18 protein-coding genes and 1 pseudogene are annotated in these 19,732 nt (G+C 33.6%); 7 read left to right on the top strand and 12 right to left on the bottom strand.

Annotated elements, in window-relative coordinates:
* Positions 1-52: 52 nt before the first annotated feature.
* From serS to C9E89_RS00150, 6 genes are all read right to left on the bottom strand, one after another.
* The gene (gene serS / locus C9E89_RS00175) at positions 53-1,324 is read right to left on the bottom strand and encodes a serine--tRNA ligase (RefSeq protein ID WP_107006429.1); all 1,272 of its coding nucleotides are present in this window, start codon (positions 1,322-1,324) and stop codon (positions 53-55) included.
* A gap of 115 nt (positions 1,325-1,439) precedes the next feature.
* Positions 1,440-2,252: an RsiV family protein gene (locus tag C9E89_RS00170; RefSeq protein WP_107006428.1), complete on the bottom strand. Its 813-nt coding sequence runs from the start codon at positions 2,250-2,252 to the stop codon at positions 1,440-1,442.
* A 77-nt stretch (positions 2,253-2,329) separates the two neighbouring features.
* Entirely contained in the window at positions 2,330-3,028 is a 699-nt protein-coding gene (locus C9E89_RS00165; RefSeq protein ID WP_107006427.1) for a hypothetical protein, read from the bottom strand.
* A gap of 17 nt (positions 3,029-3,045) precedes the next feature.
* Positions 3,046-3,765 (bottom strand): hypothetical protein, encoded by a 720-nt coding sequence (locus tag C9E89_RS00160; RefSeq protein ID WP_107006426.1) that lies wholly within the window; start codon positions 3,763-3,765, stop codon positions 3,046-3,048.
* Positions 3,766-3,863: 98 nt separating this feature from the next.
* Positions 3,864-4,559, bottom strand: coding sequence for an outer membrane lipoprotein chaperone LolA (gene lolA / locus C9E89_RS00155; protein WP_107006425.1), 696 nt, complete (start codon positions 4,557-4,559; stop codon positions 3,864-3,866).
* 279 nt (positions 4,560-4,838) lie between these two features.
* Positions 4,839-5,174, bottom strand: coding sequence for an MGMT family protein (locus C9E89_RS00150; protein WP_107006424.1), 336 nt, complete (start codon positions 5,172-5,174; stop codon positions 4,839-4,841).
* Between the two features lie 102 nt (positions 5,175-5,276).
* Between C9E89_RS00150 and C9E89_RS00145 the strand changes: the two genes are divergently transcribed.
* The 3 genes from C9E89_RS00145 to C9E89_RS00135 all read left to right on the top strand — a co-directional run bounded on the left by C9E89_RS00145 (position 5,277) and on the right by C9E89_RS00135 (position 8,354).
* Complete coding sequence (locus tag C9E89_RS00145) at positions 5,277-6,242, top strand: alpha/beta fold hydrolase (protein ID WP_107006423.1); 966 nt, start codon at positions 5,277-5,279, stop codon at positions 6,240-6,242.
* Positions 6,243-6,491: 249 nt separating this feature from the next.
* Positions 6,492-7,466 (top strand): hypothetical protein, encoded by a 975-nt coding sequence (locus C9E89_RS00140; protein WP_107006422.1) that lies wholly within the window; start codon positions 6,492-6,494, stop codon positions 7,464-7,466.
* A 12-nt stretch (positions 7,467-7,478) separates the two neighbouring features.
* The gene (locus C9E89_RS00135; RefSeq protein WP_107006421.1) at positions 7,479-8,354 is read left to right on the top strand and encodes an arginase family protein; all 876 of its coding nucleotides are present in this window, start codon (positions 7,479-7,481) and stop codon (positions 8,352-8,354) included.
* An 80-nt stretch (positions 8,355-8,434) separates the two neighbouring features.
* On the opposite strand, the gene C9E89_RS00130 is transcribed toward C9E89_RS00135, so the two are convergent.
* Positions 8,435-9,934, bottom strand: coding sequence for a cation:proton antiporter (locus C9E89_RS00130; RefSeq protein WP_107006420.1), 1,500 nt, complete (start codon positions 9,932-9,934; stop codon positions 8,435-8,437).
* A 241-nt stretch (positions 9,935-10,175) separates the two neighbouring features.
* On the opposite strand from C9E89_RS00130, the gene C9E89_RS00125 reads away from it, so the two are divergent.
* On the top strand, positions 10,176-10,721 hold the full coding sequence (locus tag C9E89_RS00125) for a hypothetical protein (RefSeq protein ID WP_107006419.1): 546 nt from the start codon (positions 10,176-10,178) through the stop codon (positions 10,719-10,721).
* Positions 10,722-10,770: 49 nt separating this feature from the next.
* Here the strand turns inward: C9E89_RS00125 and ypfJ are convergent, their stop codons facing one another.
* Positions 10,771-11,661, bottom strand: a complete 891-nt coding sequence (ypfJ, locus tag C9E89_RS00120; protein ID WP_107006418.1) for a KPN_02809 family neutral zinc metallopeptidase — start codon at positions 11,659-11,661, stop codon at positions 10,771-10,773.
* A gap of 67 nt (positions 11,662-11,728) precedes the next feature.
* Entirely contained in the window at positions 11,729-12,643 is a 915-nt protein-coding gene (locus C9E89_RS00115; RefSeq protein ID WP_107006417.1) for a DUF808 domain-containing protein, read from the bottom strand.
* A gap of 213 nt (positions 12,644-12,856) precedes the next feature.
* Here C9E89_RS00115 and trpS point away from each other — a divergent pair, with 213 nt between their 5' ends.
* From trpS to C9E89_RS00100, 3 genes and pseudogenes are all read left to right on the top strand, one after another.
* The gene (trpS, locus tag C9E89_RS00110) at positions 12,857-13,870 is read left to right on the top strand and encodes a tryptophan--tRNA ligase (protein ID WP_107006416.1); all 1,014 of its coding nucleotides are present in this window, start codon (positions 12,857-12,859) and stop codon (positions 13,868-13,870) included.
* Between the two features lie 641 nt (positions 13,871-14,511).
* Positions 14,512-15,150 (top strand): YqiJ family protein, encoded by a 639-nt coding sequence (locus C9E89_RS00105; protein ID WP_107006415.1) that lies wholly within the window; start codon positions 14,512-14,514, stop codon positions 15,148-15,150.
* A 29-nt stretch (positions 15,151-15,179) separates the two neighbouring features.
* Positions 15,180-15,785: pseudogene (locus C9E89_RS00100) on the top strand (flotillin family protein); the annotation flags it as partial.
* A 151-nt stretch (positions 15,786-15,936) separates the two neighbouring features.
* On the opposite strand, the gene C9E89_RS00095 reads toward C9E89_RS00100, so the two are convergent.
* The 3 genes from C9E89_RS00095 to C9E89_RS00085 all read right to left on the bottom strand — a co-directional run bounded on the left by C9E89_RS00095 (position 15,937) and on the right by C9E89_RS00085 (position 19,715).
* Positions 15,937-17,604 carry a hypothetical protein gene (locus C9E89_RS00095; protein ID WP_107006413.1) on the bottom strand — a complete coding sequence of 556 codons (1,668 nt, stop codon included), beginning with the start codon at positions 17,602-17,604 and terminating at the stop codon, positions 15,937-15,939.
* Positions 17,601-19,334 (bottom strand): hypothetical protein, encoded by a 1,734-nt coding sequence (locus C9E89_RS00090; RefSeq protein ID WP_107006412.1) that lies wholly within the window; start codon positions 19,332-19,334, stop codon positions 17,601-17,603. The genes C9E89_RS00095 and C9E89_RS00090 overlap by 4 nt, the downstream gene beginning before the upstream one ends.
* A gap of 171 nt (positions 19,335-19,505) precedes the next feature.
* Positions 19,506-19,715, bottom strand: a complete 210-nt coding sequence (locus tag C9E89_RS00085) for a hypothetical protein (protein WP_107006411.1) — start codon at positions 19,713-19,715, stop codon at positions 19,506-19,508.
* Positions 19,716-19,732: the final 17 nt, after the last annotated feature.

Here is a 19,732-nt window from a genome sequence, read left to right as displayed (position 1 = left end):
CAAATATCAAATTTGGCTTATTCTATTTAAAATCTAAATGCTGAACTGATGATTAATCAATAAAGCTGACTCCGCCCATATATGGACGTAAAACTTCAGGAATTTCAATTGAACCATCTGCACGTTGATAATTTTCCATCACTGCGAGCAATGTACGACCAACAGCCAAACCAGAACCATTCAGTGTATGCACAAATTCGGTTTTCTTTTGGTCTGCACGGTAACGGGCTTTCATACGACGTGCTTGGAAATCCCACATATTTGAACATGAAGAAATTTCACGATAGGTATTTTGGCTAGGCACCCAAACTTCTAAGTCATAGGTTTTGCATGCGCCAAAGCCCATGTCACCACCACACAGTACGATTTTACGATACGGTAAACCTAAAGCTTGCAAGATGCCTTCTGCATGCCCTGTCAAATCTTCCAAAGCTTGCATAGAATCTTCAGGTTTAACGATCTGAACCATTTCAACTTTGTCAAATTGGTGCTGACGAATCAAACCACGCGTATCACGACCATAAGAACCCGCTTCACTACGGAAACATGGCGTATGTGCAGCATATTTTAAAGGTAAACGTTCAGGATCAATGATTTCGTCACGTACGAAGTTGGTCACAGGCACTTCTGCTGTCGGAATCAGGTAATATTCCTTTTCACCTTGTAATTTGAATAAATCTTCTTCAAATTTAGGCAATTGACCAGTACCACGTAAAGAATCTGCATTCACCAAGTAAGGCACATAAGCTTCGGTATAACCATTTTTCAGCGTATGCGTATCGAGCATAAATTGCGTCAATGCACGTTGTAAACGCGCTAATGGACCTTTTAATACGCTAAAACGTGTACCTGTAAGTTTGGTTGCAGTTTCAAATTCCAAACCACCCATCATTTCGCCAAGGTCGGTATGGTCTTTCACTTCGAAGTCAAACTGACGCGGTGTACCCCATTTTAAGATTTCCACATTGTCGCTTTCATCTTTACCTTCAGGCACAGATTCATGTGGCATATTTGGAATAGACATGAGTTTTGCATCAAGTTCAGCTTGAAGCTCATTCAACTCAACTTCCGCAGCTTTGATTTCATCACCAATTGCAGACATACGCGCCATGATTTCAGAAGCATCGCCGCCTGCTTTTTTGATTTGACCAACTTGTTTTGCACCCGAATTACGCTCAGCTTGCAGATTTTCAGTTTTGGACTGAATTTCTTTACGGCGAGTTTCAAGTGATGCCCACTCCTCTACATTGAGTTGCACACCACGTTTTGCCAAGGCTAAATTTACAGCCTCAATATTATTTCTGATTAATTTCGGGTCGATCATAGTCAATCTAAATAAGAGAAAAAAACTGATTATAGTGTAAGCTCTTCACCATAAAAAATACAGTGACAGAGCAAATTCACAGGAGAGATTTTAAATATTGTGTTGAAAAATGAGCTTATTCTGCTTCAACAGGCTTTTCAGTGACAGCTTCAATCACAGGTAAACTTGGTAAATACTCAGCTTTGACCAAATCTCTTGCACTTAAATAAGGTAAAGTAAGCTCTGTCATCCCTTCTGCATAAGATGCTAATTCATATAAAGGATAAACAAAAACAATCCCTTTTGAACCGTAATAATAGTTATCACTGAGCTGTAATTTTTCACGGGTAATGTCGTGTTGCGTCAACCAATTGGCATTGGCATCATACAATTGTTCAGCTACTTTAGCCTCGACATCGGGTTTTAAAATATCTGTTAATGCTAGACGTTTTTGGTTAGATAAATCAAAAGTGACATATTCATTATGATACATGCCATGTGCTGCACCTGCTGCATAGGTATAAGACTGGATCATAAAAGTCGCTAAATTATACTGCTGAGAAATAAAACGAACATAAATTGAATTTTGGCTTAGTCCTTTTTTGTTTGCTGCCTCATTACTTGTTGCTGTTGCCTCTTTCTGAGTTTTTTCAAAAGCACTTGGGACATCTTTTTTGATACGATTTAAAAAATAATCATCAATCCAAGCAACTTGCGTTTTAACCGTTTGAAAATCATATTGAGTACAACCATCTTCATCGCAAAATTGTTTTTCAGGCAGTGCTACACGCTCCATTTTTGCTTGAATCAAAGGAATTTCAATTTTTTTTGCTTGATCTGTAGATGCTGCTTCTACCTGTGAAGCAGGTTTTTCTTGACAGCCTGAAACCACCAATAAAATGGACAGAAGTGCAGAAGCGACCAACGTTTTCTTTAAATTTACTTGCATGATGCAGTCTTTCAAACATGTATTGCGATACAAGTATCATAAAACCACAACATCGAAATTGATATTGATTATTGTAATTATTGTCTGCTTTGCTTTCTTAATTTCTTGTTTAAGCGTTTATTTTCACGTTTTCGTGCGGCTGCTTCATCTGTGTATACAGCATGTAAGACCCCCCAAATACGTACATTGGATTCAAGAATGTTATCCCGCTTTAAATCTGAGATGACATAGCCTTCCAAACCTGCTATGTCACCAGCAAACCAATCACCTTGATCATGTCCAGGATAAATCGCCATTGCCATTAAAGGTTCTTCACCCAAAAAAGCCAACGTATAGCCTTGCCAACGCAATGCTAAACCTGTTTTATTTTTATACAAAAATGTTTGATAACTTAAATATAAATTTTTTAACATGGTTGCAGATACAATTAAATCATGTAAAAGTGCATCATCACTCCATGTATATTCACTGATAGATAAACTCCAGATTTCGTCATGAACATCAATAACTTGTTTCTGATTGGCAATATCATAAGCAAAATCATAGGATTCTAAATAAGCACTTAAATTGGATTTTGGGGTAAATAAAGCATTTAACACACGTTTATTTTCAGAAACTTGCAAATACAACTCATAGTAAGCCACTAACTCAAAACCTGCACATTTATTAGAAAAATCACGATAGAGCTGAAGCAAACAGAAGAACATCTCTGTTGAAAGGTCATAAACCTCTGCCCCATCTTCACGTCTAAAAGGATTATGCATATGTCTAGTCATGAGGATTTTCCTATTTTTTATTTCCGCTGTTGACGTAGCTTTTCATTTTGTCTTTTTACGCGTCCTTTGGGTTGCAAACGCAAGCGTTGAATGATGTCTTCCGTTTTATTTTGAATAAAATGTTGAAAAATAAAAGGAGGCTGACTGATATCAAACATGACATAAGCCTTTAAAGGAGGTTCTTCCTGATCTTGCTTAAAATGTGGCTCCAATAGCATTGACTCAGGTTGCGTCAGTACTATCAACGTTGACGCATACTCAAAAGAAGATTTCTCAAACACCGTCAAACGGAATTGATTAAACTGTAATGGATAATAGGATTCATTCCATTGCACAAATAAATGCTTTGCCTGTGCGATATATTTAAATACTTTCGCTTCTACACTCAGTTGAAGAAAATCATCAACTTGCACAATATTTACTTTTATTTGTGGCTCATGCCGCAATGGTTCGAGCTGTTGTGCATGAATTAATTTTTGCTCGTAAATATCATAATGCAAATGGATCTCAGACTGTAAAATTCCCGCTCGCTGTGCCTGTACATGCAAAATAATGCTGCATATTCTCTGATTTTGACTGATTTGAAACGAGGCATGGTAATAGCGTAAGGCATCTCCCAAGGGATAAATTTTTTTCACATCCTGAACAATACGTGCGAAACAAAAAAACAAATCTGCACTTAAATCAAAATGATGTGCTAACTTTTGTTCATGTAATTCATGTTTAAAATTTTTCATTATTTAATTTTTTTATCATAAAAGCGCTCTATCATAACCATAAAAAAGCAGCTCGAAAGCTGCTTTCTTGTTGCAAATATTTATTCATCAGTTCTATTTCACTGGTCAATAATATCTGTACCTTTTGGTGGTGCAAAATTAAATGTAGATGCAGGTAATGATGGGTTGAGCTTCACATTATTAAATTTTACATAGGTTGTTTGACCTAAAGAGTCCTGTAAAATCATCAGACTAGGAGCTTTATTTGCACCAAAGCTAATGGTTAAACTTTGGAATGCACCTTCTTTGTCTTTTGGATATAAAGTGTAATATGTTTTTGCTTGGTCAGGCTGCGTAATACGATATGCCTGCTGAATTTGCTGCGTATTACCAGACAATAATAATGCAGGCGTATTTGCAACTTGTTCATCTAAACTTTGGCGTACGGCTTGCTGCAAATCTGGGTCATAGATCCAAACCATTTTCCCTGTAGTTGCAATCGTTTGTTTTGCTGGAGATGTCGTTTCCCAATAAAACTTACCAGGACGTGCAACTTTCATCACACCTTTAAAAGTTTGATTCATATGTTGCGCAGTCAAACCTTTTTGTTGAGCAACTTTACCATTACTTGTAACCTTAGTCGTTTGTTCAAAATTAGCAGATAAACTTTGAATACCACTGAGCTGTTTGACTAAATTACTCGTTGCTTGTTGCTCCGTTGCAGCAGTTGCAGCAAAAACTGTTGTGCTCATTGCAGGTGCAAACAGCGCCGCACTGATCGTTACTGCACCCATGGTTTTACGAAGCATATTCATATGTTCACCTTTTATATATTTGCTCAATCGCAATTTGTTAGATGATTTATCATAAACCAAATTTTAGTGCTAATATTAGAGAAAATAAGAAGTTTTGTATTGTTATTAATGCACTATGTAGAAATTTATTCATCATGATGGAGATAAGCAGCTTTTTAAATCACATTTTAATCATTGTTTATTTTCGTTTTAACATTGATAAATAAAACTCCAAATAGACGTTGAGTACTCTATTTAAAATACACACTAAATTAAAATATTCATTTCCAAATATTCATTTTAAGGCTGCCAACCAAATTTTTTTAGATCAACTTTAGCCTGAATCACTGCGACCCCTTCTGCTAAGAGCATTGCTTCTTGAATATTCATGCCATGTTCATCAAGTTTGTTTAGGCTCATTTTGCCTTGTGAATTAATAACACGATGCCATGGTACATCTTGATCTGTTTCTAGTTGTGCCAAGACTCGCCCCACTAAACGAGCATGTCGTGGTAAGCCTGCTAATTTTGCGACCTGACCATAGCTTGCCACTTGACCATAAGGAATCAAGACCACAACAGCAATAATCATTTGAGCTAATTCTTGAGCTGGATTGTGTAGATTTTTTGCATTCATTGACTGAAATACACTCTAATTGGATATTTAGGCAAATGTATTTTTATAAATACTGTTCTAATCTTAAATCACTTTTAACAACAAAAACATAGAGCACTACAAATGAAAGGAATCTTAAGTAAACTCATGCTTTCTACAGCATTAAGTATGGGTATTGCTGCAACAGTCAGTATCCCTAGCCAAACATTTGCCGCAATTGATATCCAAAGCGTATTACAACAAGAACGTGCTTGGGCAGGTTTACAATCTAAACGACTGAAAGTCGCTGATATTGACTGGGCTTATAGTGAAGGTGGTCAAGTTGGAAAACCGACTTTACTTTTAGTACATGGTCTTGCAGGTAGCCGAGATAACTGGAATCGTTTAGCACGTTATTTAACGCCTTATTATCATGTGATTATTCCAGATTTGCCTGGTCAAGGTGATAGCAAAGTACCCGCTGACTTTGACTACACCATTCCAAACATGACTGAAAAACTACGTCGTTTTGCTGAAGCAGCAAAAATTGAACAAGGTTTACATGTTGCTGGTCATAGTATGGGTGGCTCAATCGCACTACTTTATGCAGCACAATATCCTGTAGATACTAAATCACTCTTTTTAGTTGATAGTGCTGGGGTCTTTAAATCCGCAAATACGCCTTATCTCAAAGATCCGACGACATTGCGCAGTATGATTGTCGCGAAAAAAGGAGATTTGGATAAAGTTCTCGGTATTGCAACAACACTCCCACCTTTTATTCCAAATGAACTCAAAGAAGCTCAAGAAAAGCTGATGATTTCACAAGCTGCCAACAACGCAAAATTAGTAGAACAATTAATTTTAATGTCAAAAGTTTATACTCCTGAAACTTTTGCACTCGCTGCTCGCTCAATAGATCAACCTGTACTTATTGCATGGGGTGATCAAGATAAAGTGATTAATGTTGAGGCGGCTGCTGAACTGAAATCTTTATTAAAAAATGCCAAAGAACCTCTCACTTTAAAAGGTGTAGGTCATATGCCGATCATGGAGCAAGAGCAATTATTGGTTCAACCTTATCTTAATTTCTTGAATAGCGTAAAATAAAAAATATGCTTTAAAGCAGTAGAGATTTCTACTGCTTTATCTATAACTTCACGCCATGAAAACCTATTACTTTTAAAAAAAATAGTCATGATTTGAGAATAAATCAGAAAAATTAAATCTTTAATGTGTTGCTTATTCAAACAAAAAAATAATAACTGATCTGAAAATATTGTGAAAATTATCTAAATTTATTATTGTTGGAAGACTAAATAATTTAAAAAACGATAAAAATTTTTATTGGGGAATAATATGAATGATGTCACTTTAGATCATGAAGTTTTACAATGCTTTACCGAGCGTTTGTATCCTCTGGCTAAAAACTTAACTGAAATGTTAAATGAACATTTTAGCCATCAAACTGAACGTCGTGGTTGTGGTTATACACAAGCTACACGTGTTGTTGCTGAGTTTATTAATGCTGAATTGGATGAAACTGACTTTAAAGATTTCAAAATTTTTGATCAATACGACACAAAAGGTTTAAAAACATTACTGGCTAATGCACTTGGATTTGGCTTAGAACTTAAAACTTGGCGTAATTTAGATATTAATCCTGATGTGCAACAGTTCTTAAAACTCAAACAAGACAGTGACGATGCTTTTGTCAATACTTTACGCACAGAAGTTGAATTTCAATCTAAACTACGCAATATCCATGAGTATGTCGAAAAAGAAGAAAGTAAAGTTTTGTGCCAATTTTTAGAAGATATTATTTTAAGAAAAGACCCTGCAGAGCTTGCCTGTCTTGAATTAAAAAATCTGAATGAAAAGCCTAAAGTCGGTTCTTGCCCAATGGCAGAGAATTTTTTCTTAAAAATTGCGCATGGTCGTATGCTGCGTCAAGGCAATATTAATATCTTTGTCGACAAAAATGAGCGCCCTATTTTAATGGAAAAAATTAAAATGGGAGATGATCATTCTTGCATTAATCTTGTCCCATTGATTATTAATGGAATTCGTATTCCACTTGGGAGTTTATTTTCTGTATATTATGATGAAGAGAATATTGCCAAGCGTCCAAATAAAGTGTTCAAAGGTCATATTATTTCAATACATGATGTAATAGGTTTTTGGTTTTTACGCTTAACAACACTGGCGATTTCACCACAAAACAGAGCGAGAGCATTTAGCTCACATTTCAAACAACAAGTTGATAATGGACTATTTAGCCCAGAAACAACAGAATTGAAGCAATTAATTTCAGTTGCCCAAGATCAAATTTAATCGAGAGTTATCATGTTAAAAGCTTGCTATTCACCACAGTATTTTGCTAAAACGCATACGAATAGCATGGAAAAACTGACTGCGGTAGCACAAGAACTTGAGGTCTACGAACTTGCAGAACTCGTAGACCCAGAAAGTATTGATCCTAAAATTTTGTATGGCATTCATGACCCTGAATATGTACAAGCTTTTGTCAAAGGTAAAAAGCCTCTTGCTGTTATGCAAGGCTTTAAACAGTGGAGCTTACAATTTCGTGAGGCTATTTTTGCCATACAAGCAGGTCAGCTTTTAGCAACAGAAATTGCATTTAAAGAAGGAATTGCAGCCAATATTGCGCAAGGATTTCATCATGCAGTTTATGAACATGGTAATGCTTATTGTACATTTAATGGACTTGCCTTAATTGCACAACAATATCCGCATAAGAAAGTTTTTGTTTTAGATTGTGATCAACATGGTGGTAATGGAACAGCAGAATATACACGTAGATTTGAAAATTTATTCAATTTTAGTATTTATGCTTTAGCCTTTGGTTGTGCAACGTACGAACGTAGCATCACACGTCATATTCACAATAAAAAAGGTTCATTTGAACAATACGCCGCTGCTGTCATCGAAGGCTTTGAACATGCTTTAGATTGGCAAGCGGATCTGATCGTTTATCAAGCGGGAATGGACTGCCACCAAAATGATCGTTGTGGTTCTAAATGGTTTGATACAGAGATGTTATATCAACGTGATTTAATGGTTTTCAAACTTGCTAAAAAATACAACCTACCCATCATGTTCGTTTTAGCAGGTGGTTATCAAAAATTAGATGATTTAGTTCCTTTGCATATCAATACCTTTAAAGCAGCGAATCAAATCTATTTTCCAGAAATGGTTTAAGCAAACTGAGTAAATTAAACTGAAAAATCAAAAAACCGAATGATGATGCATTCGGTTTTTTTTATGAAGAATAAATAGTGCTAGAAGTTATTTGGATTTTCCAAACGTTTTACTTCTTGTGCTTTATCAGGATGATATACAGCAGTCACACCATCTTCACTTTGCTTATTGATAATTGCTTCAGGATTATAAATTGTAATGGTTTCATGCCCTTCTGCGTCTTCACCAACAATATATTTCACCCCTTTACGATTCATTTTATGACACATACGTTGATACCAACCTTTAAAACCTGTCGTTTCTTCTAAAGGGTTGTAATAAAATGCATTCATAACAGCAGGCAGTCCTAAGCCACATACAATTCCTGAAAGTAATACACTGATAAAAGTATACCCAATCAAAATACTACTATAATCACGTAATTCAGGAATGTTAGCCACAGCCAAAATCAGTGCTAGGGAAATACCACCTCGTACCCCACCCCAAGATAAAATCGCTAAACTGCCGTTATAACTCTTATGTCGAAATGATGGGAAAAATGCGAATGCCAAATAGTTCGCTGCAAAGCGTGATAAATGCAAAGCAAAGAAAGCAAAAATACCGCCTAAAATCAAACTTGTACTTAAATCTAAAATAAAAATTTCTAGACCAATTAAAGTGAAAAGGAATGAATTAATAATCCCTTCTACTGTATGCCAAAAATGATTTACCTCACGAATTTCACGATCTTGTAAAATTTCTTTCCATTTATTGCCGACAATCAAACCGCCAATCACGCAGGCAATCGGTGCCGAGGCATGGGCAAATAAAGCAACCAGATAAGAACCACAAGCCAACAATGCTGTGGTTAAAATCAAAGATTCCATTTCATGTTTACCACGCAGTAAACGCAAAATAGCTAAACCAAATGCCCAACCAATAATCACAGCAACAACAATTTCATATAATAATGTTTGTAGTGTTGCAACTAAACTAAAATGCTCACCTTCTAACACATTGAGTAAAGTCATAAATACGGCAATACACATTGCATCATTAAATAAGGATTCACCTTCAAGTTTGACCATTAAATGATGAGGTGCGCGAACAGAACTTAAAACACCTTTAATACCAATAGGGTCTGTTGCACCTAATGCTGAACCAAGTAACAACAACACTAAAATCGGTACAGGATTACCAATTACATATTGGAATCCAAATACAAGACCTGCAAAAAATACTGCACATAACAATAAAGCAATCGTTGCAAGAATACTGATGGGTTTCCAATATACTTTTAAATCTGATACTTTAAATTTCAGTGCAGAGGAAGTTAAAATAAAACAAATCACGCCATTGACTAAAAAGTCATAAAAATCAATATGTCTTACCGCTTCTTCAATATTATGAATATTAATGGAGATAAATTGATTACCATTTAGTAAACTTGCCCCCCATTGTAAAATAAAGACGAAAACGGCTGAAACTAAAGGCACTCCTATGGCTTGCGGAAAACCTAAAATACGCTTATTGAATATGGTTGTAGCAATGGATAAAGCAAAAACAACTGTAAAGACCTGTAGAAAAAAATAATTACCCATGCGTATCCTTTTTCAGTTTTTAATATCGGTGGACAACCATCACCCATCATTTTTTAAGTAAATTAAAAATGAAAGCTGATTTTTAAATTTATATAATCTTACAAAAAAATGATTAAAATCACCCGTAAAAATATAATTTCTTAACATAAAACTTCTTAAATGTGATTAAGAGCTGATTTAAGGATATAAAATTTAGCCATAAAAAGGTATGATTATTATTTAGTTTTTGCTTTTCTAGGTTATGCCTTTAAAAATTGTTTTTCGATATTTTTTTGCTTTTGTTATTTTCTTAGTCAGTCTGATTTTGATTTGGACAACTTCAGTTAAAACTGTTGAAGTTTTCAATGCGCCTCATGTTAAAGCAACATCTACGCAGCTCAGCAGTACACCTGCTCAAGAATTTCGCTTAATCGGTAACAACCAAAAACCTGATCAAAAATTATTTATTACCATTCCCAATCAAGGCTATGTCGCAACAATTTCATGTATTCACTACATGGATTCTTTATGTACTGACCAAGACAATCAGCATCAATTTAGAAAAATAAACTCTATAAAACTCATAAATTACAAATCAAATCAATATATTCAACATATTGATTTTACCAATACACAAACTTTGCAAAAAAAATCATTTGATTTTACTGAGCAACAAATTTCTGATTTTTATACAGCAGATACTGAAAAATTAAAATTTCAGCTGATTCCTTTATTCTTTTTCAGCCTCTTTGCAATTTATGTCAGTGTACGAATTTTGCGTAATTTTAAAACATTTTTAAATAAATAAAGGAGAGATATGTCTCTCCTTATGCTTCATGTGATGTCATCTAATGACTTTATTTAAACGTATCACACTGATTAATATCACCTGTTTTTAAACCTGTTTGAAACCATTGCATGCGCTGTTGACTTGTTCCATGTGTAAAACTGTCAGGCACTGCATAGCCTCTCGCTTTTTTCTGTAAATAGTCATCCCCAATTTTCTGAGCCGCATCCATGGCTTCTTCTACATCGCCTTGCTCAAGAAATTGGGTTTTTTGATGGGTTTTATTTGCCCAAACACCTGCCAAACAGTCTGCTTGTAACTCTAAACGAACAGAGAGTTGATTGCCTTGTGATTCACTTGCGCGCTGACGTGCTTGTTGTACTTGCCCTGAGATCCCCAAAAGATTTTGTACATGATGACCAACTTCATGCGCAATCACATAAGCTTGTGCAAAATCCCCTGCCTCATCCTGAGCACTGAGCTCAGATTGATTTTGTTCACCTGAAATACCCATTTGCTGACGCATGTCTTTAAAGAACGAAGTATCGATATACACTTTTTGGTCAGCAGGACAATAAAATGGTCCCATAGCAGATTGTGCTGTACCACAAGCCGAATCTGTTCTTCCTGTAAATAACCTCAATTTAGGTGGTATATATTGAGCACCTTGTGCCTGAAAAATAGGGGTCCAAACATCTTCTGTATCTGCAAGAATAGTCCCTACAAAATCTGAAACTTCTTTCTGCTCAGGTGTTAAATTTTCAGGAGAAACTGCCTGAGTTTGTACACCTGAAGTCACTTGTTTAGTGGTTTGATAAGCTTGTTGCGGATCTACGCCAAAAAACTTCCATGCAACAAAAGCAACTATTAGCCCGAGAATACTAATGCCACCTGCTTTTGCCCCGCCCCCACCTCGACGGTCTTCAACATTACTACTTACTCGGCGTCCTTTCCAACGCATAGCCTGATCCTTATTTTTTAATTCAGTGATGTTTAGTTTAATGATATTTTTACAATTGGGTAGAGCTTCAAGCACCTCGTATTTTTTGTACTGTTTTTACCAAAATAAGCACCAATAAACCCGCGACTATACCAATGACCAAATTAATCAAAGTCGGTGTAAGCGCACCAATAATTGCCCCTACAGTTGGAATATGTTCAACTTGGTCGACAGTTTGCTCTGTAAAATGATGTAATGATGAAATCCCATGTGAAATAATCCCTCCACCCACTAAAAACATTGCAATGGTGCCCACTATTGATAAAGTTTTCATCAGTAAAGGTGCAAATGCCAGTAAACCACGCCCTATTGTTTTCTTAAAATTAGATGCTTGTTGAGTTAAATATAATCCTAAATCATCAATTTTCACAATCATTGCAACAAATCCATAAACCCCGACCGTCATCACGATTGCAATAATCGAAAGTACCATGACCTTACTCATAAAAGGTGCAAGTGCAACAGTACCTAATGAAATCACAACAATTTCAGCAGATAAAATAAAGTCAGTACGTATAGCACCTTTAATTTTATCTTTTTCAAATTTAACTAAATCTGTTTCTACAGCATCCAACTCTACTTCTGCTTCACTTTGAGTTTTTGCTTTGCGATGTAGAAGACTATGTAAAACCTTTTCAACCCCTTCAAAACACAGAAAAAGCCCACCAAGCATCAACAAAGGCGTAATTAACCATGGTGCAATGACACTAATCAGCAAAGCGAGTGGAACTAAAATAAGCTTATTAATAAATGACCCTTTTGCAACACTCCATACCACAGGAATTTCTCGTTCAGAACGAACACCTGCAACTTGTTGTGCATTTAAGGCTAAATCATCCCCCAAAACACCTGCTGTTTTTTTTGCTGCCATTTTACTCATTACAGCAACATCATCTAATACAGTGGCAATATCATCTAATAGTAATAACAAGCTACTTGCCATTTTTTTCTTATCCTAATCTGTGTTGATTTAAATAGTTTAATTAAGTTTTTAAATGCTTTATAGATTGTCTTGTATTTTTATATATCATTTTTGAAATTTTGAATTTTTGCAATCAAGTACATTATTTCGCTGACATAAAAAAAAATTATGCCGTACAATGTGCAACATTCTTAGCAACAACAGATGTCGTCGCTTACGGCTGTGGAATAAATAATGAGTAATCAAGACAATCGCCCTGTCATCCTAACAGGCGACCGTCCAACGGGACAACTTCACTTAGGTCATTTTGTTGGTTCACTACGTTCACGTGTAGGTTTACAAGACTCACATCACCAACATTTACTTTTAGCAGATGCGCAAGCATTAACAGATAATGCCGACAATTTTGAAAAAGTTCGCCGTAATATTCTTGAAGTTGCAACAGATTATTTAGCCGTTGGTATTGATCCAAATAAAACAACGATTTGTGTTCAATCATGTTTGCCTGCGCTCAATGAACTGACAATGTTATATCTTAATTTTGTTACAGTTTCTCGTTTAGAGCGTAATCCAACGATTAAAGCTGAAATTCAATTACGTGGCTTTGAGCGTGATATTCCCGCAGGTTTCTTATGCTATCCAGTAGCACAAGCTGCTGATATCACAGCATTTAAAGCAACAGTTGTCCCTGTAGGTGAAGACCAAATTCCGATGATTGAACAAACCAATGAAATTGTTCGTCGTTTAAATCGTCAAATTGGTCAAGATATTTTACCTGAGTGTAAAGCACTTCTTTCGAACATGAGTCGTCTTCCTGGTTTTGATGGTAAGGCAAAAATGTCTAAATCTTTAGGCAATACAATCGTACTTGATGCTTCTGATAAAGATATCAAGAAAGCAGTTAATGCGATGTATACCGATCCAAACCATCTACGTATCGAAGATCCAGGTCAAGTCGAAGGAAATATCGTATTTACTTATTTAGATGCTTTTGATCCAAATAAAGAAGAAGTTGAAGAATTAAAAGCACATTATCGTCGTGGTGGTTTAGGTGACGGTACTGTGAAAAAACGTCTTGAAGGTGTACTCAAAGAATTGATCACGCCAATTCGTGAGCGTCGTATGGAACTTGCAAAAGACCCTGATTACATTATGGATATTTTGAAAACGGGTACGGATAAATGTCGTATTATCACTCAAAATACGCTTGATGAAATTAAAGATGGTTTAGGTGTTTTCCATTTTTAAGTTATAAATAAGTTGTTCAATAAAAAAGCCTTTCATTTGAAAGGCTTTTTTATTCTGGAAAGAAAAGCAACATAAATCGTCTCTTATTAACGTAATTTAACACGAATTAACGTGAAAACTAATGACGTATTTATCAGGCAGTATTATAGTTATTTCACGTTATGAGCAATCCCCAAAGTTCATAACATTTCTCCTTAACCGAATTTGTGTATGCAGATTCGTTGTTATACGCAGTGATCACCCCAATCATTGCGTATTTTTTTGAGCTTAAAATAATCAATAAAACCCTTTTACTTCATTTCCAATAGGCTAATTGTTTAGAAAACATTGATTTTGAAGTTTAATCCCTTTTTTCCTAAAATCCCTTTTCTCCTTATCATTCATTTTATTGCTTGTTTTAGATATGTCTAATTTATAATCTACTTTATCATTTATTACAACTGTCTTGCTTTAAATTTATTGTTTTACTAAAAATCAATAACTTATTGATTTACAATTACTAATATTAAAAAAATCTTGTCAATATTGAAATAACCATATAAACTGAGATTCTTAATAGAATTAACTCATAATCAGTACTTTACTGGTTATAAAAAACATATCAAAACAAATAAACCGTGAACTCAACAAGAGTAAACATTATGTGGGAATTATTTACACATGCTTCAAATTTATTTTTTAGCGTCAGCTTATGCTTGATGTTGCTTTTAGGTATTTTTGAATGCTTATTACTCATTTTAGGCTCATCTACTCAGGGTTTTTTAGACCAGTTTATTCCTGAACAAGTTGGAGGTAGCCATAGTCTTGATTTTGATACAGATCAAAGCTTATTTGTACAATTTTTAGACTGGCTTTACTTAGGTCGTGTGCCTGTTCTGGTTTGGCTCATTATTTTTTTAACCGTTTATAGCTTGTTTGGTTTTGCAATGCAGGCTGTATTCTTTAAGTTCACTCACAGTTATTTAGCAATTTGGATTGCAGCGCCTGTCAGTTTATTTTTATGTATGCCCTTTGTACGCCTTTGTACCGCAATCATTGCAAAAATTTTACCTCAAGATGAAACCACTGCAATACATAGTGAAGAATTGATTGGTCGAACAGCCCTGATTATTTTAGGACAAGCAAAACAGAATTATCCCGCTCAAGCCAAAGTGCTCGATCAATTTGGTCAAACGCATTATATATTGGTCGAACCTGAACTTGACATTACTTTTTCACAAGGACAAGAGGTCATATTAACGCACAAAACAGTGAATGGTTTTCAAGCGATTCAACTTTAAATTTTTATAACAAATGACGAGAAAATTATATGATGAGTTCATCTTTATACCAAATTTTAATTCTTGCAGGCATTATTTTAGCCGCGCTGATTGTAATAGGCGTTGTAATTGCCCGCCTTTATAAACGTTCAAGTAAAGAAGTTTCTTTTGTACGAACAGGTTTTGGTGGTGAAAAAGTCATCTTAAATGGTGGCGCAATCGTTCTCCCTGTTTTACATGAAGTTATTCCTGTAAATATGAATACTTTACGTTTAGAGGTAAAACGTGCAGCAGATCAAGCACTGATTACACGTGATCGCATGCGTGTTGATGTCATGGCTGAATTTTATGTACGTGTAAAACCAACAGCGGAGTCCATTGCAACAGCAGCACAGACACTGGGTAAAAAAACCATGTCACCGCCAGAATTAAAAGATTTGGTTGAAGGTAAATTCGTTGACTCTTTACGTGCTGTTGCCGCAGAAATGGCAATGGAAGAATTACATGAAAAGCGTGTCGATTTTGTTCAAAAAGTTCAACAAGTTGTTTCTGAAGATTTATTTAAAAATGGTCTAGAACTTGAAACAGTATCTTTAACTGGCTTAGACCAAACAAGCTTTAAATTTTTTAATGAAAACCAATCTATACAAGCAAAAATGGAATTTTTCTATAAGTTTTTGTTTTTAAAATTTATTTAAAAAAAAATTCCATTTTTTATAAATTCCATAAAATTCAATAAAAAATAAATAAAAATTCCATATTTTCATCCTAATTGCACACAAGAAAGTTAGATAATATATCTAAATCTTAAATTGTGAAATTCAAAGGAATAGGCTGTCGATAATGTCTACAAGCAACTAAAAATATAGGATCTAAATTATTTTTCAAAAGTGAAAAATCTTTAATATGTTCATTTTTCGACAACATTAGTTCAATTTCTTTGAGAAATTCAAACTTTTCTTTTTGAGTTGGCACACTTGACCAACAAGCACCATGAAGCCTATTAGGTGATCTTAATATGATGTTTTCTGATTTTTCTCTTGGAAACCAAAATTGAAAATTACAATGAGAAAGCTTTTCCCTTTGTATTTCTTGAATAATATTGTAAGAAGATTCATCATTAAAAATAGCAGAAATTAAAGCCAAAGTTGGAAGCATTAGGCTTCCAGATGTTGCTTCTTTAAAATAACTATCATCATGTTGTGATGAATGATTTAACAACTTATTAAAATCTTCGTATATAACAGGATACAAGTACTTTATAGCATATGACCTTTTTAATGCATTTATTAAATTCCTCACATAATTTCTAATAAAATCAATATGATTATTTTCATTACTTAGATTAAATGCTATAAGAAATAATGAAATCTCTATAATTTGGGAATCCTTTATTGGTGTAAAAAGAATTGAGTTATTTAATATCAATAACTGCAAATCATCAAGATGATCACAAAGTTTATCAGTTAATTTCTGTTTAATATCCTTATCATTTTCATTCTGTATATCAGAATATAACCAATAGGCATAAACTGAAAATCTACTCAAGATATCAAATAATTTTATATTCGCATTTGCATGGCTACCATAATGTGCATTAGCTGATATTGCATATTGTTTGTCGCAATAAGGTTTAAATTTTTCTATAAAACTTTCAGTAATTTGTCTATAAACTCTCACTATATTTTCAAAAGCATTTTTCAATTCTTTAGCTTCTTTATTTTTATTCAGATAAATATCTTTGATAATCAACCAAGATATAAAGAGAGCTTTTTCAGAACATTGATAGATACTTTCTAAATTATTTAAGTTTCGTGACCATGAGTATAGAACCCATAAACTTAGGTTTATCAAACGAATTTTGCGTAAGTTATTTAGCTTTGATTCTTCTATAAATTTTAAAAGAGTATGAAAATAATGTATAGAAGCTTCTGGTTCTTCAATCATTGCAATAGAACGTCTAAGCTCTTCACGAAAACCGACTGGAAGTAAGGATTCTTTAAGTAAATATTGAATAATTAATTCAGCTATTTTATCTCCATTCCATTCTTCAAATGAAATACGATTAGTTGTATTTGTAGTGGTATAACTAGTTACAGTTTCTCGAAGCTGTTCTTCGATAGTTCCACCAAAGCATAAACATATTACAATCTTTTTATTCTGATGTTCTTTTGGAATTCTATGAGGAATATATATATCAAGAATTTCATTAATAGATTTTCTTAATGCTTGGTCACTTGCATTATCCCAATGTGTACGAGTTAGATTTCCATCTTTTACTGAAAACAAAAATACTGTATCTTCCTGCTCAGTATTTTTACCTACCGCCATTATGTCCACACCATTTTGACGTGTTCCTCTTTGAGGTAAAGATGTTACGACCATCCCCATTTCTGTTAATAAATCAGGTAGGAGAGCATCTAATTCATTACGCTCTTTTAACGATCTTAAGTATTCTTTCAATATTAATTTCATTTTTCCATACCCTCATTCATAAAAATTCGTCTCTGATATTCTGATAATATAGGGTCGGTAAAATATTGTAGAGGTAGGGTTAGAGTATAGGAAAATGAAGTAAGCTCAACTTCTTGAAGAGCTTCTTTTTCATTTTCAATAGAGGATGTACTTATAAATTTATCACCATATAACATAATTCTTTTTGCAAAGAGATCAGAAAAAGTAGATTGCTCATCAGCAGATTTATTAATTTTTTCATTGTCACGATGTTTTTTATATTGGATTAATTTCGAGTGTTCTAATGGGCATGCTAACTCTTTTAAATCATTTGCCTGTTTTATATCTTTATAGATAGTTTCATGTTGGCTTTTTAATCCTTTAATTTTATTTTGCGTTTCTTCTTCAGTGTAATTCTGTAAATCAAAAAAGAAGACAACGTGTTCAGGTTCATAATTGATAATGACATGTTGGAAAGCTAAATCTAAAACTTGTGGAACGATTTCTGGATTTTTTATGTAATTTAAAATGCCAATTATAAAGTTAAGAATGAGGTCTTCATGTATATATAACCATCCAATTGCTTTCTTTGTTAAAAAAATAGAATCTTCTTCTTTAAAATTACCAACCCATGAAAAATCTACGTGCAATGACTTAATATGATTAGATGTAATTATATCCGATGCAGATTCCCATAAATTTTGCTTTTTGGAGAGAAACCATCGTGTAACTATTTTATTCAGTAGACCTGAATTTTCACAAATATAATAGGTATGAAAATTTTTGATGGAAATATTTTCGTGTTTAAGTAAAAGTTGTTCAATAATCTCTATTAATTCTCTAAGATCTTCATCAGTACTTTGATTTTCTATGGTTAGACCCAAATTATTACAAACTTGATGAGAAATATTTTCAGCATTGATGATCATTTGATAAAAATTTTGCTTTAAGCTTTTTGAAATTGTAGCTCTTTCAAAAAACAATAAGTTAGCAGCTTTTTCTGAAATATCAGTAGGGCTAGTCTTACTAAGAATTAGCTCTATTGTATTAATAACATGACTTTCTAGATCGTTATATTGTAAGGTAATATAAGTAATAATTTCTAAAATTTGAGCAAATTGAGAGCTATTTAGCTGATCTTTGTTTATTAAATAATTAATTTTATCTAATATTTGATGCGCATCAGTAGTTGAAGAATATTCTAAGTATCGAACTGCATTTAATAATGAATCTATACTCTTTCCCTCTAGGTCAAAGTGATTCAAAATAAAATCTTTTGTTTTGATAGGATCAAAAATGGTTAAGCAAGCTACTGCTACACCTAACTTATCATAATGTACATTTAATCTAGTAACTATAAAATTAAATAAATATTCTGCATAAATAATATTTTTTTGTGCTACTTTTTTTAGATAGTGAAACCTCATGGAATCATGTTTAAATATTTTCTCAAAATTTAAAACAATATTTATAAGCTCAGGGAAATCTAATCTATTCATTAAAACTACTAAGTTGAAAAAAACATGTTCAAATTGATCTATATTAATTAATTCATTTTTATATAATTTATCAATAACTTGGGTAGCAAAAACAATTAAATTAATTTGATTATCATCATGTGCATTGGCTATTATTTTAGCATTTTTTTGAGAAGCACCCGAATCAAAATAAAAATCGCATAGAGAACGAATTTTTATTTCCAAATCTAAATTATCATTTTTCAAATTGTTGATTAAATCTTCTAGGGTCATAATTTTCTATATATTCCTAAGGCCTATTTATATTAGTGATATAAAATTGCGATAAAGTAAATTTAATAATCAACCAAACGTACTTTGTACTAAGCCTCATATTATGCTGATTAATCAACAGTGGTCAAAGTTAAAAACAATTTCAGCATCTATTTTAAACAGAATTTGAAATTATTTTTTAGTTGATTTAATCTGATTATCCTTGCTCCTCTTAACCTGATTATTTTTTAGAATTTGTACCTCACAGAAAATTCCGTTTTCATCCATTTTAAAATACTTTATTGGTCTTTGCTCCAATGTCGCAATTGCTTTAAGATCTTCCAGCATTTGCATGCTTAATTCATTTCTACGTTCTTCTTCCAAATCAATATTTTTTGGCATATTTTACTATCTCTTTT

This window comes from Acinetobacter sichuanensis (assembly GCF_003024515.2).
Lineage (GTDB): Bacteria > Pseudomonadota > Gammaproteobacteria > Pseudomonadales > Moraxellaceae > Acinetobacter > Acinetobacter sichuanensis.
The sequence above is the reverse complement of the archived record's forward strand: the minus strand, read 5'-3'. Positions and strand labels throughout refer to the sequence as shown.